General features: G+C 72.4%; 18 protein-coding genes. 5 read left to right on the plus strand and 13 right to left on the minus strand.

The features are described 5' to 3' along the window. Positions 1 to 7 precede the first annotated feature (7 nt). The 4 genes from EW117_RS05400 (at position 8) to EW117_RS05415 (ending at position 4,092) form a co-directional block, all read left to right on the plus strand. Complete coding sequence (locus EW117_RS05400; RefSeq protein WP_165362501.1) at positions 8 to 1,054, plus strand: FecCD family ABC transporter permease; 1,047 nt, start codon at positions 8 to 10, stop codon at positions 1,052 to 1,054. Then, a complete protein-coding gene (locus tag EW117_RS05405; RefSeq protein ID WP_129784481.1) occupies positions 1,054 to 2,094 on the plus strand; it encodes a FecCD family ABC transporter permease in 1,041 nt (346 codons plus the stop codon). The genes EW117_RS05400 and EW117_RS05405 overlap by 1 nt, the downstream gene beginning before the upstream one ends. Further along, a complete protein-coding gene (locus EW117_RS05410; protein ID WP_129784483.1) occupies positions 2,091 to 2,903 on the plus strand; it encodes an ABC transporter ATP-binding protein in 813 nt (270 codons plus the stop codon). Before EW117_RS05405 ends, EW117_RS05410 begins: the two co-directional genes overlap by 4 nt. A 139-nt stretch (positions 2,904 to 3,042) precedes the next feature. Beyond that, positions 3,043 to 4,092, plus strand: a complete 1,050-nt coding sequence (locus EW117_RS05415; protein ID WP_129784486.1) for an iron-siderophore ABC transporter substrate-binding protein — start codon at positions 3,043 to 3,045, stop codon at positions 4,090 to 4,092. A gap of 104 nt (positions 4,093 to 4,196) precedes the next feature. On the opposite strand, the gene EW117_RS05420 is transcribed toward EW117_RS05415, so the two are convergent. From EW117_RS05420 to EW117_RS05470, 11 genes are all read right to left on the minus strand, one after another. Then, positions 4,197 to 4,994: an isoprenyl transferase gene (locus EW117_RS05420; RefSeq protein ID WP_129784488.1), complete on the minus strand. Its 798-nt coding sequence runs from the start codon at positions 4,992 to 4,994 to the stop codon at positions 4,197 to 4,199. Continuing rightward, positions 4,994 to 5,740: a DNA repair protein RecO gene (recO, locus tag EW117_RS05425; protein WP_129784490.1), complete on the minus strand. Its 747-nt coding sequence runs from the start codon at positions 5,738 to 5,740 to the stop codon at positions 4,994 to 4,996. Before recO ends, EW117_RS05420 begins: the two co-directional genes overlap by 1 nt. 55 nt (positions 5,741 to 5,795) lie before the next feature. Continuing rightward, the gene (locus EW117_RS05430; RefSeq protein WP_129784492.1) at positions 5,796 to 6,425 is read right to left on the minus strand and encodes a hypothetical protein; all 630 of its coding nucleotides are present in this window, start codon (positions 6,423 to 6,425) and stop codon (positions 5,796 to 5,798) included. Positions 6,426 to 6,509: 84 nt separating this feature from the next. Further along, on the minus strand, positions 6,510 to 7,265 hold the full coding sequence (locus EW117_RS05435) for a cytochrome d ubiquinol oxidase subunit II (RefSeq protein WP_129784494.1): 756 nt from the start codon (positions 7,263 to 7,265) through the stop codon (positions 6,510 to 6,512). Continuing rightward, positions 7,262 to 8,599 (minus strand): cytochrome ubiquinol oxidase subunit I, encoded by a 1,338-nt coding sequence (locus tag EW117_RS05440; RefSeq protein ID WP_129784496.1) that lies wholly within the window; start codon positions 8,597 to 8,599, stop codon positions 7,262 to 7,264. Before EW117_RS05440 ends, EW117_RS05435 begins: the two co-directional genes overlap by 4 nt. A 122-nt stretch (positions 8,600 to 8,721) precedes the next feature. After that, on the minus strand, positions 8,722 to 9,300 hold the full coding sequence (locus tag EW117_RS05445; protein WP_129784498.1) for a nucleotidyltransferase family protein: 579 nt from the start codon (positions 9,298 to 9,300) through the stop codon (positions 8,722 to 8,724). Positions 9,301 to 9,316: 16 nt separating this feature from the next. Next, the gene (locus EW117_RS05450; protein WP_129784500.1) at positions 9,317 to 10,174 is read right to left on the minus strand and encodes an ABC transporter permease; all 858 of its coding nucleotides are present in this window, start codon (positions 10,172 to 10,174) and stop codon (positions 9,317 to 9,319) included. Continuing rightward, the gene (locus EW117_RS05455) at positions 10,171 to 10,953 is read right to left on the minus strand and encodes an ABC transporter permease (protein ID WP_129784502.1); all 783 of its coding nucleotides are present in this window, start codon (positions 10,951 to 10,953) and stop codon (positions 10,171 to 10,173) included. Before EW117_RS05455 ends, EW117_RS05450 begins: the two co-directional genes overlap by 4 nt. Next, positions 10,946 to 11,779, minus strand: a complete 834-nt coding sequence (locus EW117_RS05460; RefSeq protein ID WP_242504121.1) for an ABC transporter ATP-binding protein — start codon at positions 11,777 to 11,779, stop codon at positions 10,946 to 10,948. The genes EW117_RS05455 and EW117_RS05460 overlap by 8 nt, the downstream gene beginning before the upstream one ends. Before the next feature lie 83 nt (positions 11,780 to 11,862). Further along, positions 11,863 to 12,909, minus strand: a complete 1,047-nt coding sequence (locus EW117_RS05465) for an ABC transporter substrate-binding protein (protein WP_129784506.1) — start codon at positions 12,907 to 12,909, stop codon at positions 11,863 to 11,865. A 195-nt stretch (positions 12,910 to 13,104) separates the two neighbouring features. Continuing rightward, positions 13,105 to 13,623: a nucleoside deaminase gene (locus EW117_RS05470; protein WP_422890282.1), complete on the minus strand. Its 519-nt coding sequence runs from the start codon at positions 13,621 to 13,623 to the stop codon at positions 13,105 to 13,107. A gap of 261 nt (positions 13,624 to 13,884) precedes the next feature. Between EW117_RS05470 and EW117_RS05475 the strand changes: the two genes are divergently transcribed. Further along, positions 13,885 to 14,856 carry a DUF2332 domain-containing protein gene (locus EW117_RS05475; RefSeq protein WP_129784508.1) on the plus strand — a complete coding sequence of 324 codons (972 nt, stop codon included), beginning with the start codon at positions 13,885 to 13,887 and terminating at the stop codon, positions 14,854 to 14,856. Here the strand turns inward: EW117_RS05475 and EW117_RS05480 are convergent. Next, complete coding sequence (locus tag EW117_RS05480) at positions 14,819 to 17,638, minus strand: molybdopterin-dependent oxidoreductase (protein WP_129784510.1); 2,820 nt, start codon at positions 17,636 to 17,638, stop codon at positions 14,819 to 14,821. The genes EW117_RS05475 and EW117_RS05480 overlap by 38 nt on opposite strands. Next, the gene (locus EW117_RS05485; RefSeq protein ID WP_129784512.1) at positions 17,635 to 18,483 is read right to left on the minus strand and encodes an FAD binding domain-containing protein; all 849 of its coding nucleotides are present in this window, start codon (positions 18,481 to 18,483) and stop codon (positions 17,635 to 17,637) included. Before EW117_RS05485 ends, EW117_RS05480 begins: the two co-directional genes overlap by 4 nt. Positions 18,484 to 18,486: the final 3 nt, after the last annotated feature.

Consider the following 18,486-nt stretch of genomic DNA (forward strand, 5'->3'; position numbering starts at 1 on the left):
TTAGGCAATGCTTACCTCACCTGCGGCCGCGCCTGCGGGACACCGTGAGGGTGCGGAAGCCGTAGCTCACCGCGCCCGACGACGGACGCTCGCGTTGGCCACGGCGCTCGCCGCTCTGCTGCTGGTCGTCCTCGCGAGCCTCGCGCTCGGCGTCCGCGACATCAACCCGGCTGAGGTCTGGCGGGCCCTGACCGCCCCGGTCGCCGGCTTCGTGGACCACGACGTGGTCCTGGACCAGCGGCTGCCGCGCACCGTCGTAGGACTGGCGGCCGGGGTCGCGCTCGGCACGGCGGGCACTCTGATCCAGGGTGTCACGCGCAACCCGATCGCCGACCCCGGCCTGCTGGGCCTCAACTCGGGCGCGTCGCTCGCGGTGGTCTGCGCGGTCTGGCTGTTCGGCGTCACCTCGCCGATCGGCTACGTCTGGTTCGCCTTCCTCGGCGCTGCCGCCGCGGCCGCCATCGTGTTCTCAGTGGGGCGCGGCCAGCCCGTGCGCCTCGCGTTGGTCGGCGCCGCCGTGACGGCGCTGATCACGCCGCTCATCACCCTGGTCCTGCTGCAGGACCAGCAGGCGTTCAACCTGTACCGGTTCTGGTCGGTCGGCTCCCTCACGGGTCGGGGCCTGGAGACGGTGACGGCGCTGTGGCCGTTCATCGTCGTCGGCGTCCTCCTGGCCGCCGTCCTGTCGCACCGGCTCAACATGCTGGCCCTCGGCGACGACGTGGCGACCGCGCTCGGCCAGCGGGTCGGCACGACGCGCGCCCTCGCGGCGATCGCCATCGTGCTGCTGGCCGGGACCGCGACGTCGCTCGCCGGGCCGATCGCGCTGGTCGGGCTCGTCGTGCCGCACGCGGCGCGGCGCTTGGTGGGCACGGACTACCGCTGGATCATGGCGATCGGTGCCCTCCTCGGCCCGGTGATGCTGCTGTCCGCCGACGTCCTGGGCCGGCTGATCCTGCCCCGGTCGGAGCTCGAGGCGGGTGTCGTCGCCGCCATCCTGGGCGCGCCGGTGCTGATCGCCGTCGCGCGCGGCCGGAACGTGGTGGGCGCCTGATGACCGCCGCCGACATGGGCACCATCACCGCCGTCGCGGACCTGCGCACCGTCCGGCGCCGCCGTCAGATCCTGGTCGTGGCCGGCATGGTTCTCCTCGTGCTCGTCGCCGGGACGGGCGCCCTCCTGGTCGGCGCAGCCGGCCTGACCCCGGGCCAGGCGATCGCCGGCGCCGTGGGCCTGGGCGACAAGGGCGACGTCTTCATCATCCAGAAGCTGCGCCTGCCTCGCGTCGAGGCGGCGGTCGTGGTCGGCGCCGCGTTCGGCCTGGCGGGCGCGCTGTTCCAGTCGACGCTGCGCAACCCGCTGGCTTCCCCCGACATCCTCGGCATCTCCAGCGGCGCGAGCCTCGGTGCCGTGACCGGCGTGCTCGCGCTGGGGATGAGCGGTGTGGCGCTGTCCGGCCTGGCCTTCACGGGCGCCGGCCTCGTCGCCCTCGCGATCTGGCTGCTCGCCTGGCGCAAGGGCCTGCACTCGATCCGGTTCGTGCTGGTGGGTGTCGGGTTCGCCTACCTGTGCTCCTCGCTGGTCGCCTGGACCATGGCCCGCGCGGACGAGAACGAGGCGGCGGGCGTGCTCATCTGGACCGTCGGCTCCGTGTCCGACATCCGCGGCGAACAGCTCGGGCTCGTCGCCGCCGGGACGCTCGTGCTGTCCGTGGCGGTCGCGCTCATCGCGCGGACGCAGGGGCCGCTCTCGCTCGGGGACGACAACGCGCGCGCCCTGGGCGTGCACGTGGACGCCGCCCGGGTCGGCACGCTGCTGCTCGCGGTGGCACTCGTCGCGCTCGCGACCAGCGCTGCCGGGCCGATCGCCTTCGTCGCCCTCGTCGCTCCCGCCATCGCCCGCCGTCTGGTGAACGACGGCGGCGCCGCCCTTGCTGCGTCCACCGCCACGGGCGCGGCCCTGGTCCTGGTGGCGGACGTCGTCGGGCAGCACGGGCTGTTCGGCGTCGCCGCCCCCGTGGGCATCGTCACGGGGCTCGTGGGCGCCCCCTACCTGCTGTGGCTGCTCGCCACGAACGAGAAGAGGAGCCGATGACCAACCTGCGCGCCGAGGACGTCAGCCTGGGCTACGACGGCCTGCGGGTCATCGAGGGTCTCGACCTGACGCTGCCCGACGGCAAGATCACCGCCGTCGTCGGGCCGAACGCCTGCGGCAAGTCCACACTGCTGCGCGGCCTGGCCCGCCTGCACCCGCTCGACGGCGGCCGGATCACGCTCGGCGGCGTCGACATCACGGCGATGCCCCGCAAGGAGCTCGCCCGCAAGGTCGGCATGCTGCCGCAGTCGTCCATCGCGCCCGACGGCGTGCGGGTCGCCGAGCTCGTCAGCCGAGGCCGGTACCCGCACCAGGGCTGGTTCGGCCGGCACTCGTCCGACGACGACGCCGTGGTCACCACCGCGCTGGAGTCCACCGGCGTAGCGGAGCTCGTGGACCGGCCGGTCGCGGAGCTGTCGGGCGGCCAGCGCCAGCGCGTGTGGATCGCGATGGTCCTGGCGCAGCAGACCGACATCGTGCTGCTCGACGAGCCGACGACGTTCCTCGACGTCCGCCACCAGCTCGACCTGCTGGACCTGCTCACGGAGCTGAACCGGGACCGCGGCACCACCGTCGCGATGGTGCTGCACGAGCTCAACCTCGCCGCGCGCTACGCCGACCACCTGGTCGTGATGTCGGCGGGGCGGATCGTCGCCGAGGGGGCGCCGTCCGACGTGCTCACCCGTGAGGTGGTCAACGAGGCGTTCGGGCTGCGCGCCCAGGTCGTGCCGGACCCGGTGGCGGGCTCTCCGCTGGTGGTGCCCGTCGGCCGATTCCACTCCTCGGCAGTCGAGCCGTCCGCTCGTTGAGCTTCCGCCGGGCGCGGGGTGGTCTACCTCACCCAAACCCTGACCAATTCCGCAACATTGCCGTGACCAAATGTGGTTAGGCTAACCTCACATCGACCGGCACCCGCCGGTCGTTCGCCTGAACACCCGGGAGAAAACCGTGCGCCCTCGCCGTTCCCTCGCGGCGGCCGTCGGCCTTGTCGCCGCGTCCGCCCTCGCCCTCGCCGGCTGCGCGTCCGAAGCCCCGGCCGCGGACGGCGCGACGCCGTCGGCCAACGCATCCGGCGCGACCGACGAGTTCCCGCTGACCATCGAGCACGCGCTCGGCGAGACCACCATCGAGGAGGCGCCGGAAAGCGTCGCCACCTGGGGCTGGGGCTCGACCGAGGCCGCGATCGCCGCGGGCGTCTACCCCGTCGCCGTCGCCGAGCAGACCTGGACCGTCGGCGAGGGCAACCTGCTGCCGTGGGTCGAGGACGCCTACGACGAGGCCGGCGTCGAACACCCGACCGTGCTGTCCGACCCTGAGGCCGGCGCGACCGTGCCCTACGAGGAGTTCGCGGCCGCTGAGCCCGACCTCATCGTCGCCACCTACTCGGGCATCACGCAGGAGCAGTACGACCTGCTCAGCGAGATCGCCCCGGTCGTGGCCTACCCGAAGACGCCGTGGCAGACGCCGTGGGACGAGATCATCACCTCCACGGCCGACGCACTGGGCCGGAGCGCGGCGGGCGAGGCCAAGGTCGAGGAGATCAACCAGTACCTGGCCGACCAGGCCGAGGCGCACCCCGAGTTCGCGGGCAAGACGGTCGCCGCGATCGTGGACTCTCCCGAGGAGGGTCTGGTCTACGTCTACCGTGCCGGCGACCCGCGTGCCGGATTCCTGGAGGGTCTCGGCTTCGAGACCGCTCCCGCCGTGGAGGAGCTCGCGCCCGACGACGGTGAGTTCTTCTACACGCTCTCGTACGAGGAGCTCGACAAGCTCGACTCGGACGTCGTCGTCGCCTACACGTACACCGAGGAGGAGGCCGAGGCCCTCCCGACCAAGGAGGAGCTGCAGGCCCTGCCCGCCGTCAAGGACGGCATGGTGGTGCAGCAGGTCGGCACCGTCGCGGTCTCCGCGGTCTCGCCGCCTACGGCACTCTCGGTCGAGTACCCCGAGGGCATGCCCAAGCTGATCGACTCCCTGGCCACGACGCTGGCCGAGTAACCCGATCCTGCCGAGGTAGAACTCTGGCGAGGTAGGACTGTGGCGAGGTAGGACCGTGGCCGAGCTACGGTCCTACCTCGCCAGAGTTCTACCTCGCCACAGTTCTACCTCGGCGTGGGGGTGTCGAGGGCTCCGCCGTAGCGGCGGTCGCGCTTCGCGTACTCCTCGACCGCGCGCCAGAGGTGCCGGCGGTCGATGTCGGGCCAGGGCTCGTCGAGAAACACCATCTCGGCGTACGCCGCCTGCCACAGCATGAAGTTCGACGTGCGCTGCTCGCCGGAAGAGCGCAGGAACAGGTCCACGTCGGGCAGGTCCGCCAGGTACAGGTACCTCTGCACGGTCTTCTCGTTGACCCGCTTCGGGTCCAGCCGTCCGGCGGCGGCGTCGCGCGCCATGGCCGCCGCGGCGTCCGCCAGCTCGGCCCGGCTGCCGTAGTTGACGCACATCGTCAGGGTGCAGAGGTCGTTGTCCTTGGTGCGTTCCTCGGCCTCCTGGAGCACGTTGATGACCGACTTCCACAGCTTCGGACGGCGTCCGGCCCAGCGGATCCGCACGCCCCAGGACGCCATGACGTCGCACTGGCGCTGCATGACCTCCTGCGTGAAGTTCATGAGGAAGCGCACTTCCTCAGGCGACCGCTTCCAGTTCTCGGTGCTGAACGCGTACGCCGACACGTACTCGACGCCGATATCGACGGCCCCCGCGACGACGTCGAGCAGCGACTTCTCGCCCGCCCGGTGCCCCTCGATGCGGGGCAGGCCCCGGGAGTTGGCCCACCGCCCGTTGCCGTCCATGACGATCGCGACGTGCCGCGGCACGAACTCCTTCGGGATCCGCGGGACGCGCTCGCCCGATGGGTGCGGGTAGGGCGCCACCAGCTCACGACTTGCAGTCCGGGCCATCAGCGCTCCACCATCTTCAACGATCGCAACGTTCTCTCCAGGTAGTACTGGCCATAGGCGGCGACGATGCCGCTCGCCTCCTTGCGGTGCCGCACGTCGGACGCGTCGGCGGTCTCCCAGTCGCCCGCGAGCAGCGAGGACAGCAGGGCGAAGGTCTCGGGCGCGGGCGCGGTGGAGCCCGGCGGGCGGCAGCGCGGGCAGACGGCGCCACCCTGAGCCACGTTGAACGAGTGGTGCGGGCCGGGCTCGCCGCAGCGCGCGCAGTCCTCGAACGAGGGTGCCCAGCCCGCCACCGCGAGCGCCCGCAGGAGGTAGGAGTCGAGCACCAGGCCGGCGTCGTGATGCCGCTCCGACAGGGCTCGCAGCCCGCCGGCGAGCAGCCAGTACTGCTGCACCGACGGCTCGTGCTCCTGCGCGACCAGCCGGTCGGCGGCCTCCAGCATCACGGTGCCGGCCGTGTACATGCCGTAGTCCTGGCTAATGGCGCGGGCGTACGCCCCGATGGTCTCGACCTGCGTCACGGTGTCGAGCCCCATTCCGGGCCGCGGGCTGCGGCCGGTGTGGAACTGCACGTCGACAGCCATGAACGGCTCCAGCCGCGCCCCGAACTTGGACGATGTGCGCCGCACCCCCTTGCCGACCCCGCGCACCTTGCCGTGCTCGCGCGTCAGGAACGTGACGATGCGGTCCGCCTCACCCAGCTTGTGGGTGCGCAGCACTATCGCGTCGTCTCGGTACAGGGGCACGTAGCCATTCTGCCCCTAGTCACCGACACTCCGGCACACCCCCGCGGGTCGAGCCTCAGCGCTCGACGAACCGCGTGCCGTCCGGCGTCAGCTCCGGCTCCCACACGAACCGGTGGATCACGTGCTTCTCCAGGACGCTGCGCACGATCAGCGCGACGGTGCCCCAGATCACGAAGAGCAGCATCGTCTGCAGGAAGTTGTTGCCGATCTGGCTGAACCCGGTGAGCGCCAGCGTGGGGATCAGGAACATCAGGCCGAGGAACGCGGGCAGCAGGTGCACGCCGATCCACTGGACCACCGACAGCAGCTCGATCCGGCGGTCGGCAACCACGCCGTGGTAGTCCATCACGTTGACGACGTGGTCGGCGCGCCACTTGGCGACGTGCCGGGCGACCGTCCACTGCGCGTCCCGCGCGTCCAGCGCCGAGCTGCCCGTCGGCAGCCAGATCCCGAGGATCTGGTGGATCTCGGCGGGGGTCAGGTAGCCCTTGTCGAGGATGGTCAGGCTGTGCACGGGCGGCTGCCGGGTGTTGGTCGGCAGCACGAGCGCGGCCAGGAACAGCAGCACGCCGCCGGTCCCGAGCAGCCCCACGAGTGCGCCGGGGAGCCAGGGCAGGAGCAGGGTCGCGGTGGCGAACGCCAGAGCGCCGAGGAGCGCGCAGATGATGCGGTTCTTCATGGTCATGGTGAGTAGGACTTTACCGGCATCTCGTCGTGCGCTGGGGCGATAGGTCCGTTTCGAAACCTAAGTTCCGGCCGCACCCGAGGTTCAGAAGAACACCGTGTCCCGCTTGCCCAGCGGGCGGCACACGAGCCACCAGGCGACGACCTGCAGCGCGAGGATCACGGGCAGCACGACGAGCGCCACGACGCCGAGCGAGGCCATGGCCTCCGCGGAGATCCCGCCGTCGACCAGCCGGGGCCACGCCGCGATCGCCGTGCCCACCACGGGAGCCGCGATCATCACGGTGGTGACGATCACCGGCACCGGTCCGGTGCGGCGTAGGCGCCACGCGACGACGGCGTCGCCGTGCAGCCGCGTCACCACGACCGCCACGATGCCCAGGGCCAGTGCGGCCAGGCCGCTCCCCCAGGCGACGCCGAGCAGCGCGCCCCAGCTTCCGGCGAGCGTGATGCTCGCCACGACGAGCACGACGTCCCACACGTCCCGCCAGACGTGCCCGGGACGCCTGCTGCGCAGCCAGATGCCGGCGTCGCGCAGCGCCCACGACGCGATGAGCGTGATCGCCACGGGATACCCCGCGTTCAGCAGGTCCGCCTCGGCGTGCGGGAACACGCCGATCAGCACCCCGAGCCCGGCCACGAGCCACACCTCTCCCGGCAGCAGCAGCGGCCCGACGGCGGCCAGCACCACGCGCCGCTCGGCCGGCTCGCGTCGCCGGGCGCCGCCGTCCGGGTCACGCTCCTGCAGCAGGGTCGCGCCGGCACCCTGGACGGCGCCGTCGAGCACCACCCAGCCGACGAACAGGACCGTCAGGAAGACCGCCCAGGTCGCGGCGTTCATCGGGCCGCCTCGGGCTCGGGCTCGTCGCGCGGCATCTCGACGACGCCGGAGGCGCCGACAGCTCCGGCGACGCCACCCACCGGGACGGCGCCGAAACGGAGCAGGACGTCCGCACTCGCGCCGTCGTCGCGCAGGACGTCGCCCGCCTCGGCGCCCAGCACCAGGCGGTCGGTCCCGGCGCGGGCGAGCCGGCCCAGCACCCACCAGTCGAGCACCGCGAGCGTGACCATGAGCCCCACGAGCAGCACCAGCGAGGCGAGCACCGCGCGGCTGGACTGGTCGGAGGTCACCTCATCGACCCGGAGCACGCCCTGGATGATCCACGGCTGGCGGCTCAGCTCGCGCACGAGCCAGCCCCCGATCGCCACGACGAACGGCAGGGGCAGCAGCGCGGTGAGCGTCGCGTAGAGGGCGCGGCGGCCACGCATCCGGAACATCGCCCCGGCGATGAGCAGGAACGGAAGCACGAGCGCGCCGAGGAAGACGAGGTCGGCGGTCCGCATCATGATCTCGAGCAGGACGCCGACCGCGACGTTCGCGTCTACGGCTCCGCCCGCGTCGAAGTACTCGAACTGCGCATAGCCGAACGATTGCGCGAACAGCGCGCCGACCACGCCGGTCCAGATGCCGGCCCGCATGGAGTGCCGCCACAGGTCCTCGTCGGGGCCGGTCGGCAGTCGGAGGCCTCCGCCCCTACGCCGCAGGTGCCACGCCGATACCCCGACGAGCACGAACCCGCCGGCCATCAGACACGCCCCCACGACGTGCAGGCTCGACAGCAGCGCCGCCGGGTTGGTGATCATCGCGCCGAGATCCGTGATGCGCGCGACCGGTGCGTCCGGCGGGCCCTCCAGCACGAACCCCACGGGGTTGCGCAGGAATCCGTTGGCCACCATCACCACGAACGCGGACACGTAACCCGTGAGCACCACCGCCCAGAAGATCGCGGCGTGCAGGGCGCGCGGGAACAGGTGCCAGCCGAACACCCACAGCCCCAGCAGCGTCGACTCGATGAAGAACGCGACGAGAGTCTCCACGGCCAGGGGGGCGCCGAAGACCTCGCCTGCGACGTCGAGCAGGCCCGGGAAGTGGAGGCCGAACTGGAGCTCCAGCACGATCCCGGCCGCGATGCCGAGCGCGTAGTTCACCAGGTAGATCTGGCCCCAGAACCGGGTCGCGTTCTCGAAGACGAGCGCCCGGTGGTCCTTCGCGCGTGCCCACCGCGTGTTGAAGATCGCCACGACGGGGCCGAGACCCAGCGTGAGCAGCACGAACAGGAAGTGGACAGCAGCGAGCAGCGCGAACTGCAGGCGAGCGAGTTCAGTGGCGTCCACGCTTCCGAGACTACGTAGCGGGACCGGTCACGGCGAGACGATTCGGGCAGGATCGGGGAAACCCCAGGGAGAACCCCGAACCCGCTGGTAGGGCTGCCCCTACCAGCCCTCGGCCGAGACCTTCAGTCCCGGTGGTCGACGTCGTTCCCGCCGCCCAGGTCCGTGCAGTCCACCGCCGCCGCGGCATGGGCGCGGAGGTACGGTCCCGCGCCGGTGTCGCCGTGCACGGCGGCGGCCAGCGCGTCCCAGTGCGTGCGGCCCACCAGCACGGGGTGCCCCGGTTTGCCGCCATAGGTTGCGCGGGCGAGCGCGCGGCGGGCGGCGTCCCGGTCCGGCGCCGTCCCCAGCACCCGGCGGACGGCGTCGGCCCGCAGGCCGGGCAGGTCCGCGAGGGAGACGACGGCGGCATCGGCCGCGGTCTCCGCGACCGCCGTGAGGCCGGTGCGCAGCGACGCCGCGATCCCGCTCGCCCAGTCCGCCGCGATCACGGACGTGGCGTCGGCAGGCACCAGCTCCTCGGCCTCCCCGGCCCGCGCCCCGAGCACGACGACGACGTCCCGGCATCCGCCGTCGAGCAGCGCCCGGCAGGCGAGCTGGACCCACGGGACGCCGTCGTCATCCCGGGCGAGCGATTTGGGCATCCCGAACCGGCTGCCGGCCCCGCCGGCGAGCACCACCCCGACGGCCGCGACGCTGTCCATGCGCAAGCCTCCCCGCTCAGGTGCGCCCGTACCTCGCCAGGACGAACGACTCGACGATCTGCGCCAGCAGGTACAGAGCGAGCGACGCGAGTGTCACCACCAGCACACATGCCCACACCAGGTTGTTCTCGGACCGTCCCACGGCGTTGACGACCATACTGCCGATCCCCTTGCCGGTGATCAGCCACTCCGCGAGCAGGGCGCCGGTGATCGCACCCGGCACCGAGATGCGGACGGACGCGAACAGCGCGGGCAGCGCCGACGGGAACGCTACCCGGAACAGCAGCGACAGGGGTCCGCCGCCGTACACGTGCACGACATCGGACATCTGGGCGGACACCGAGCGCAGCCCCTGCACGACGTTGACCAGCGCCGGGAACAGCACCACGATCCCGGAGACGACGGCGACGCGGACCAGCTCGTCGGAGAACAGCAGCCGGATGATCGGCGTGAGCGCGATGAGCGGCACCGCACGCAGGATGAGCGCGACAGGCATGACGGCGGTCTCGACCGGCCTGGACAGGACGATCAGGGCCGCCGCGACGATGGCCGCGAGCATGCCGGCCACGAAGCCGATGGCGGCGTCGCCCAGCGTGACGCCGAGCGCCGTGGCGATCTCCGCGCGGGTCTGGGCGGCGTCGTCGGCCGCGAAGAGGAACTCGTAGACCTCGGCTGGTCCCTTGGCGACGAAGGTGTTGTCCACCAGCGCCACCGACACGACCCACACGACGGTGAGGACCGTCAGCATGAGCAGTGCCGTCCCGAGCGCCCTGCCCAGGCCCGCCGCGAGCGCGCGGCCGGTGCCCGCGGCGGCCGAAGCCCGGCCCGCGGCGGCCAGCCCAGCCCGGGCCGGCCCGGTCGAAAACCCGCTCATGCTCGTCCCCCTCCGGTCGACCACGGCACCGCGGCCCGGCCCAGCAGGCCGAACGCGGCGTACCCGATTCCCGCGACGAGCGCGCAGGCGAACATGATTCCCCAGGCGCGCTCGACCATGAGGCCCTGGCCTGCGGCGATGAGCGCCGGTCCGACGCCGCGGTCGACACCGCCGATGTACTCCCCGAGGATCGCGCCGAGGAATGCAGCCGGCGCGGCGATCTTCAGGGCGCTGATGATCTCCGGCAGCGCGGACACGAGCTGCACCGTGACGAGCTGCTTCCAGCGGCCGCCGCCGTACACGCGCACGACGTCGAGCGCCGCCCGGTCCGCGGACCGGAAGCCGAGGACCGCCCCGACGACGGTGGTGAAGAACACCGACAGCGCCGCCAGCACCACCGCCGTCGGCGAGGGATCGCCCGAGTCCGGCGGGCCCAGCACGATGTACAGGATCGGCAGGATCGCGATGGTCGGCACGCAGTAGCTGATGACGGCGATCTGCGAGATCACCGGCTCCAGCCGCGGCGTGAGCAGCACGAGGGCCGCGAGCACGAGCGCCAGGCCGTTGCCCCATGCGAAGCCGATCAGCGCCTCGACGACGGTCCCGCCGAAGTTGTTCGCGTAGAACGCCCAGCCGTCGGCGGCGTACTGGCGCAGCACGCCGGGCGGCGTAGGCATCGACGAGCCGTCGAAGACCGTGACCGCGAGCAGCCACCACAGCGCGACCAGGCCGGCCAAACCGGCCGCGCCGCCGAGCCAGGCGCGGGTGCGGTCAGGCATCGCCGGCCGCGCTCTCGGAGTCCTTCGTCGCGCTCTCCGCGACGTCGGCGGCGGCGTCCGGCGCGGCGTCGGCTGCGGCGTCCGGCGCGAACAGGAGCTCCGACGCGCGGTCGTGCAGAGCGTGAAACTCCGGGCTGCGCATCATCTCGGGCAGACGTGGGCGCGGCAGGTCGACCTCGATGATCTCCTTGATCCGGCCGGGGCGCGGGCTCATGACCGCCACCTGGTCGGACAGGAAGATGGCCTCCGAGATGCCATGCGTGACCATGAGGGTGGTGGCCGGCTTCTCGGTCCAGATGCGCAGCAGCTCCAGATTCAGGCGCTGCCGGGTCATGTCGTCGAGGGCACCGAAGGGCTCGTCGAGCAGCAGCACCGAAGGCTTGACCACCAGGGCGCGCGCGATCGACACCCGCTGCCGCATGCCGCCGGACAGCTGGCCCGGCTTGGCCTTCTCGAAGCCGCTCAGGCCCACGAGCCGGATCAGCTCGGCCACCAGCGCGCGGTCGACGGGCTTGCCCGAGACCTCGAACGGCAGCCGCAGGTTGGACTCGACCGAGCGCCAGGGCAGCAGGGCGGCGTCCTGGAACGCGATCCCGAGCTCGTGTCCGGCGCGGAGCTGCTTGGGGTCCTTGCCGTCCACCTTCGCGGTGCCCGACGTCGCTGGCTCGAGCCCCGCGAGGATCCGCAGGATCGTGGACTTGCCGCAGCCGCTGGGGCCCAGCAGCGACAGGAAGCTGCCCTGGTCGGTGTGCAGCGTGACGTCGTCGAGCGCGGTGACCGTCTTGCGGCCCGAGCCGAACGTCTTGGACAGGCCTGCGATGTGCAGGCCGGTGCCGGCCCCACGCTCCTGGGCGGGGCCGGCGCCGGTCGTGGCTGTGCCGGGGTGGGCGACGGTCTGGTCGGTCACCATCAGCCCTTGAGCTCGGGCTTCTCTGCCAGCAGCTCCTCCAGGAGCGACAGGTCGAAGACGTCCTCCTGGGCGACGTCGATACCGGCCGCCTCGAAGGTCGCCATGTTCTGCGCCAGGAGCTCGTCGCTGATGGTGAAGATGCCGTTCTCGGCGGTCTCGTCGGTGTTGACGAGCTCCTCGCACTGGACGGTGTTCGTCTCGATCTCCTTGTCCAGGTCGAGGTCCTGGTCGGCGCCGTACTCCTCAACGGCGAGCTTCGCGCTCTCCTCCAGCTCCGCGCAGGCGTCCGTCCAGCCCTTGATCTCGGCCTCGAGGAACGCCTTGACCACCTCGGGACGCTCGGCGATGGTCTCGTCGGTGGCGATGATCGACTCGGCGACGAACGGCAGGCCGTTGTCGGCGAAGGGCAGGTTGGTGACCTCGATCCCCTGCGACGTGACGGTGATCGACTCGTTGGTCAGGTACGCGAGGAAGCCGTCGACCTCGCCGTTGACGAGTGGCTGCGGGTCGTACTGCACCGGCACGATCTCGACGTCGTCCTCCGTGAGCCCGTTGGTTGCCAGGAGCGCGGCGAACAGCAGGCCGTTGCCGCCGTCCTGCACGCCGATCTTCTTGCCCTTCAGGTCCTCGATGGTCTCGATGTTCGCGCCGTCCTTGAGGGACAGGATCGTGAACGGGTTCTTCTGGAACGTGGTGCCCACGATCTTGAGGGGAGCGTCCTCGTTCGCGACGACCTGGCCCAGCGTCACGGCGTTGCTGATGCCGAAGTCGGCCTTCCCGGAGGCCACCAGGTTCTCGGTGGCGCCAGGGCCCGCGTTGAACGTGACGTCGCCGAAGCCCGCGTCCGTGTAGTAGCCCTTGCTGTCGGCCATGAACTCGCCGGCGAACTCCGCGTTCTTGATCCAGGAGAACTGGACCGTCAGATCACCGAGGTCCTCCCCCTCAGCGGGGGCATCGTCGCCGGAGGCACACGCCGCGAGAGCGAGCGAGGCAGCGGCCGCGACGGCCGTCAGGCGCAGCGCGCGCCCGGGACGGGAAAGCATCATGAGTGGTTCTCCTGTTGTGCTGGGTGGGGTGAGCCGAAACCCGTGTTTCTCACTCGGAGGACGCTAGGGACGCGTGATTTCGCGCCCGGCGTCCGCCGGTTACGCAGTCGTAAAACGTGGGGGCGCTACCGGATCGTTACCGGGCAGCCGCCTGTGGCGAACGGCGGCGACGCCGTCCGGCGGCATGCGCCGCGATCAGTACGGGGTGCGCGCGGTGTACGCCTGCCACGCCTCGAAGGGTTCGCCCGCGCGCGCGATCCGGAGCTCGACGACGGGGTTCGGCCACGTCGCCCGGTCACGTTCGAGCAGCTCGTAGAACTCGCGGTCGTCGAAGCCCGCCCGCTCGGCGTCGTGCCGGTCCGCGGCGAACACCACGCGGTCGACGCGGGCCCAGAGCGCCGCCGACAGGCACAGCGGGCACGGCTCGCACGACGCGTAGAGCGTGGTCCCGGCCAGCGAGAACGCATTCAGCGCGCGGCAGGCGGCCCGGATCGCCACGACCTCGGCGTGCGCCGTCGGGTCGAGGTCGCGGGTCACGCGGTTCCCGGCGGCCGCCACCTCGACACCATCGCGGACGACGACGGCCCCGAACGGGCCACCGCCGTCGGCCACGTTCTGGCTGGCGACCTCGATGGCACGGGCGAGCCAGGTCTCGTCGTCGCCGCTCACGGCCGCCCCGGACGGGGCTCCGGACGTCTCCATAGGACTGATCACCCTTCGATGCTCGCACCGCCGGATTTCAATCGCGTTCCCAACAGGTCACCCAACCGAAACACTTGTTTCGCCCGCGGTGCCGCGGGCCACGAGACCGGCCTGAGCTCGGTCGGTTGCACGGGCCTTCCCGTGAGTTCGGTCGGTTGCTCTGAGATCGGTCCATCGTTTGACCGATCTCGGTGCAAGGGACCGATCTCAGAGATCCGGCTCAGCAAGGGACCGATCTCAGTACCAGTGTGCTCACCCGATACCGTCACCGGCATGGATACCGCCGCCATCTACGCACACTTCGCCGAGAGCCAGGCGCTGAACGGCGGGTCCCCCATCTACCAGGACTGGGCGCGCGGCGTCGCCGCCGATCCGGAGGTGTGCGCGCTGCTCGACGGCCTTCCCGAGCCCAAGCGGCAGCCCAATCTGCTGTTCGCGGCGGCACGGTTGGTGGGAGCGCCGTCGGACGGCTGGGCCTCGGTGCGGCCGTGGCTGCTGGCCGCGTGGCCCGACGTCGAGCGCACGATGCGTACCCACGCGACCCAGACCAACGAGCCGCGGCGCTGCGCGACGCTCCTGCCGACCCTCGCGGCGATCGACGGGCCGATCGCGCTGATCGAGGTGGGCGCGTCCGCGGGGCTGTGCCTCTACCCCGACCGTTACTCCTACGTGTACACGGCGCCCGACGGCGCCCGGACCCGCCTCGACCCGGCCGGCGGCCCGAGCGAGGTGCTGCTGCCCTGCGCCATCGAGGGGCCGGTCCCCACGCGGATGCCCGAGATCGTGTGGCGCGCCGGCCTCGACCTGAACCCGCTGGACGTGCGCGACCCGGCCGACCTCGCCTGGCTCGAGGCACTCGTCTGGCCCGAGCACACGGACCGGATCGAGACGCTGCGCGCGGCCGCGCGCGTGGTGGCCGCCGCCCCGCCGCGGCTGGTCACGGGCGACCTGCTGGAGGTCCTGCCCGACCTGGTCGCCGATGCACCCGCCGACGCCACCGTCGTCGTGCTGCACTCGGCAGTGCTGGTCTACCTGACGGCCGCGGACAAGGCCGCGTTCGCCGCCACGATGGCCGACCTGCGGCGAGCCCGCGGGGCCGTCTGGCTCAGCAACGAGGGCTGGACCGTCCTGCCCGACGTCGCCGCGCGGCTCCCCGAGGGCCTCTCGCCCCAGTTCATCCTGGCCCGCGACGGCGAGCCGGTGGCGCTCACCGACCCGCACGGCCGCTCGGTCCGGCTGCTGTAGGACCGGGTGGTCGGCGCACCAGCTCCCACAGCCGGTCCCGCTGCATCGGCAGGTCGTGCGGGCGGACTCCCGTGGCGTCCGCTATCGCGTTCGCCAGCGCCGGGGCGACCGGGTTGTACGGTGCCTCGCTCATCGACTTCGCGCCGCGGGGCCCGAGGCGGTCGAACGTATCGGCGAACAGCACCTCGGTGTCCGGGATGTCCGCCACCTGGGGCGCCCGGTAGTGCCGCAGGGTGCGCGTCAGAACGACGCCGTCCCGCACCACCATCCGCTCGGTGAGTGCCGACCCGAGCGCCTGCGCCACCCCACCCTCGATCTGCCCGCGCAGCTGCTCGGGGTTGATCACCACGCCGGCGTCGGCGGCCTGCACCGACTGGAGGATGCGCACCTCCCCCGTCTCGCGATGCACCGCCACCCGGAACCCGTGCACGTTGAAGGCAACGGACCGAGGCGACCCGTCATGGGTCGCTTCAGCAAACACCTCCCCCTTGGCTGTGAGCGTGATCGTTGCGCCTTCGTGTCCGGGTTTAGGCGCAATGTTCGCGCCCACAACCAACGGGGTGGGGGTTTTCAGGTGGGCGCGGAGGGCTGCTGCCGCCTTGTGGACCGCCAGGCCCGCTACCACCGAGCCCGCCGAGCCGAAGGCGCCCGTGTCGTAGCCGGCCGTCGCCGTGTCCGACGGGCGCACCCGCACCCTCGACGTCGGCACGCCGAGCTCCGTGGCCGCGATCTGCGCGTGCACCGTGGTGGTGCCGTTGCCGAACTCGGCGGTCCCGACGTCGACCACGAAGTCGCCGTCGTCTGCCACGCTGACCTTGGCGTGCGTGAAGTGCCCGCGGGGCGGGATGGTCGCGATCATCGCGAGCCCGACGCCACGTCCCTCGGCCCAGCCGTCCGGGGCGACGTCGCCCCGCCCCGAGGCGAGCGCATCCTCGACGAGGTCGAGGCACTGGTCCAGCCCGTAGGACCCGTACTCCAGGTCGCCGTCCACCGGCCGCCCGACGACGAACGGGTCGCCCGGGCGGATCACGTTCCGCCGCCGCATCTCCACCGCGTCGATGCCGAGCCGCACGGCCAGCTCGTCGATCGCACCCTCGATCGCGAACTGCACCTGCCCCAGCCCGTACCCGCGGAACGCCCCTGACGGCAGGTTGTTCGTGTAGACGGATTCGGCGTCGACCCGCTTGTTCGGGGCGCGGTAGACGGCCATGGACTCGTGCACGCCGTGGAACAGGACGCCGGGCGCGTGGTTGCCGTAGGCGCCGGTGTCGGCCAGGACGTCGATCGCGAGCGCCGTCAGGGTGCCGTTCTCGTCGGCACCCGCGCGGACGCCGACCCGCATCGGGTGGCGGCACGGCACCGTGGTGAACTGCTGCTCGCGCGTGAGCTCCCACTGCACGGGCCGGCCGGTACGCAGGGCGGCGAGCGCCACGACGTCCTCGACGAGCAGCTCCTGCTTGCCACCGAACCCGCCGCCGACGCGCCCGGCCACCACGCGGACCCGGTGTTCCGGGAGGTCCAGGAGCCGGGCGAGCTCGTCGCGCACGAGGAACGGCACCTGCGTGGAGGTGCGCACGTGCAGGACATCGCCCTCCTCGCCGCCCGGCGCGAGCCAGGCGCGGGCGCCGTGCGTCTCCATGGCGACGTGGTTCACGCGGTCGGTCGTCCAGGTCCCGCTCACGGTGGCGGCGGACGCGGCGAGGGCGGCGTCGACGCCGTCGTGCCCGGGTTCGGCGTGCTCCTCGTGGATCTGCACGACGACGTTGCGGCCGGCGTCCGCGACACGGTGCTCGGCCGCCGTCCGGCCCGCGTGCAGCAGGGGCGCACCCGGCTGCCGCGCGGCTTCCGGGTCGAAGACGGCGGGCAGCGTCTCGTACTCGACGTCGATCAGGGCGAGCGCCTCGCGCGCCTGCCTGGGCGTCTCGGCCACGGCGACTGCGACCCGCTGGCCCACGAACCGCAGGACCGGGTCGAGCATGCGGGTGTCGTCGGGGTCGTCGAGTCGGTTCTCGTGCCGGGCGGTCGAGTAGAGCGTGCCGGGGACGTCGTGATGGGTGAGCACGAGGTGCACGCCGGGAGCGCCGCGGGCTGCCGTCGCGTCGATGTGCGTGATGCGGGCGTGCGGGTGGGGGCTGCCGAGCACGGCGACGTGCAGCAGGCCGGGCGGTGCGGGCTCGTCCAGGGTGTAGGGCTCGCGGCCGCTGACGATCCGGGCGGCGGCCGGCGCGACGACGGCGCGGCCGAAGGCCTCCCCCGGCTCTGCCACCTCGGTGTTCACGCGGCCGGCGAGGGCGTCCCGGATGGACCGGTACCCGGTGCACCGGCAGAGGTTCCCCTTGAGCGCCTCACCTACCGAGCTCGCCGAAGCAGAGCGCCTGTCCGGGCCTGCCTGGTCCCGCCCGGGCGACTCGGACAGGCGCTCTACTTCGCGGCTCCCGGCGACCGTGCAGACCATGCCCGCGGTGCAGAACCCGCACTGGAAGGCGGCGGCGTCGACGAACGCCTGCTGCACCGGGTGCAGGGCCTCCGGCTCGGCGTCGGGGTCGCTGCCCGGGCCGTACCGGCCCAGCCCGGCGGCCGTCACGACGTCGGCGTCCACGGCCCGGTGGGCGGGGATCAGGCAGGACTGCACGGGGGCGCCGTCGAGCAGCACCGTGCACGCGCCGCAGTCGCCCGCGTCGCAGCCCTTCTTCACCGCGGTGGTGCCCTGTTCACGCAGGTAGGTGCGCAGGCACTGGCCGGGGCGGGGCTCCGCCGCGACGTCGGCGCCGTCGATCCTCATGCCGCGCCGCCCAGCTCCTCGAGCGCTTCGTGCGCGAGGCGCCGCGTCATCGCGGCACGCCACTCGCGGCTCCCGTGCGTGTCCTCGTACCAGGCGCCAGTGCTGCCTATCCAGTCGATCCAGCGGTCCAGCATGTCGTGGTCGCGGGCGTGCAGGCTGAGCGGCGCCGAGACCGATGCGGTCACCGTGATCCTCGGGGCCGGCTCGCCGGCCCGGCCGGTCACCATCGCCGCGGTTCGGCCGGTCGGGGTCAGGGACGCCCGCCGGAACATCGTGCGCTGCCCGAGCACGGCCGCGGGAACCCGCACCTCCCGGAGCACCTCCCCTGGCGCCAGGCCCACGCGCCCGGCGCCCGTGACCAGGTCTGCCACGGCCACCTCCCGGGACCCGGCGGGCTGGCTCGAGCCTGTCGAGGCCTCCGGCGTCCAGACGACCGCCACAGCCGAGAGCGCCGCGAACAGCCCGACCATCGACCCGGCAGGCAGCCCCAGCGCGAGGTTCCCGCCCACGGTCGCGGTCCGGGCCACCTTCCCGGAGAGCGTCAGGGCCGACACACACTCCCCCACGATCCCGAGCCCGCGGTACGGCCCGTCGGACGACGCCCCGAGCCGCCCGGGCCCAGCCAGCAGCTCCTCCAGCGTGCACGTCCCGGCCACCCGCAGCCCCGCCCCGTCGACGGACCACGGCTCCCAACCCATCCCCGTGAGGTCCACCAAGCCGGTCACCCCGGCGGGCACCGGCTCGGAGTACAGGAACGTGCCGCCGCCCAGGAACGCCTCGCCGGGCCGCAGCACGCAGTCCGCGCGCGACCGGGCCACCCGGACCGTGTCGATGTCGATGTCCATGGA

The organism is Promicromonospora panici, assembly GCF_900608595.1.
Lineage (GTDB): Bacteria > Actinomycetota > Actinomycetes > Actinomycetales > Cellulomonadaceae > Promicromonospora > Promicromonospora panici.

Excerpts from the sequence above, each read along its gene's own strand:
- EW117_RS05410 (WP_129784483.1), top strand. The coding sequence starts at position 2,091 with ATGACCAACCTGCGCGCCGAGGACGTCAGCCTGGGCTACGACGGCCTG.
- EW117_RS05420 (WP_129784488.1), bottom strand. The coding sequence starts at position 4,994 with ATGGCCCGGACTGCAAGTCGTGAGCTGGTGGCGCCCTACCCGCACCCA.
- EW117_RS05430 (WP_129784492.1), bottom strand. The coding sequence starts at position 6,425 with ATGACCATGAAGAACCGCATCATCTGCGCGCTCCTCGGCGCTCTGGCG.
- EW117_RS05400 (WP_165362501.1), top strand. The coding sequence starts at position 8 with ATGCTTACCTCACCTGCGGCCGCGCCTGCGGGACACCGTGAGGGTGCG.
- EW117_RS05480 (WP_129784510.1), bottom strand. The coding sequence starts at position 17,638 with ATGAGGATCGACGGCGCCGACGTCGCGGCGGAGCCCCGCCCCGGCCAG.
- EW117_RS05475 (WP_129784508.1), top strand. The coding sequence starts at position 13,885 with ATGGATACCGCCGCCATCTACGCACACTTCGCCGAGAGCCAGGCGCTG.
- EW117_RS05445 (WP_129784498.1), bottom strand. The coding sequence starts at position 9,300 with ATGGACAGCGTCGCGGCCGTCGGGGTGGTGCTCGCCGGCGGGGCCGGC.
- EW117_RS05450 (WP_129784500.1), bottom strand. The coding sequence starts at position 10,174 with ATGAGCGGGTTTTCGACCGGGCCGGCCCGGGCTGGGCTGGCCGCCGCG.
- EW117_RS05405 (WP_129784481.1), top strand. The coding sequence starts at position 1,054 with ATGACCGCCGCCGACATGGGCACCATCACCGCCGTCGCGGACCTGCGC.
- EW117_RS05455 (WP_129784502.1), bottom strand. The coding sequence starts at position 10,953 with ATGCCTGACCGCACCCGCGCCTGGCTCGGCGGCGCGGCCGGTTTGGCC.
- EW117_RS05485 (WP_129784512.1), bottom strand. The coding sequence starts at position 18,483 with ATGGACATCGACATCGACACGGTCCGGGTGGCCCGGTCGCGCGCGGAC.
- EW117_RS05465 (WP_129784506.1), bottom strand. The coding sequence starts at position 12,909 with ATGATGCTTTCCCGTCCCGGGCGCGCGCTGCGCCTGACGGCCGTCGCG.
- EW117_RS05435 (WP_129784494.1), bottom strand. The coding sequence starts at position 7,265 with ATGAACGCCGCGACCTGGGCGGTCTTCCTGACGGTCCTGTTCGTCGGC.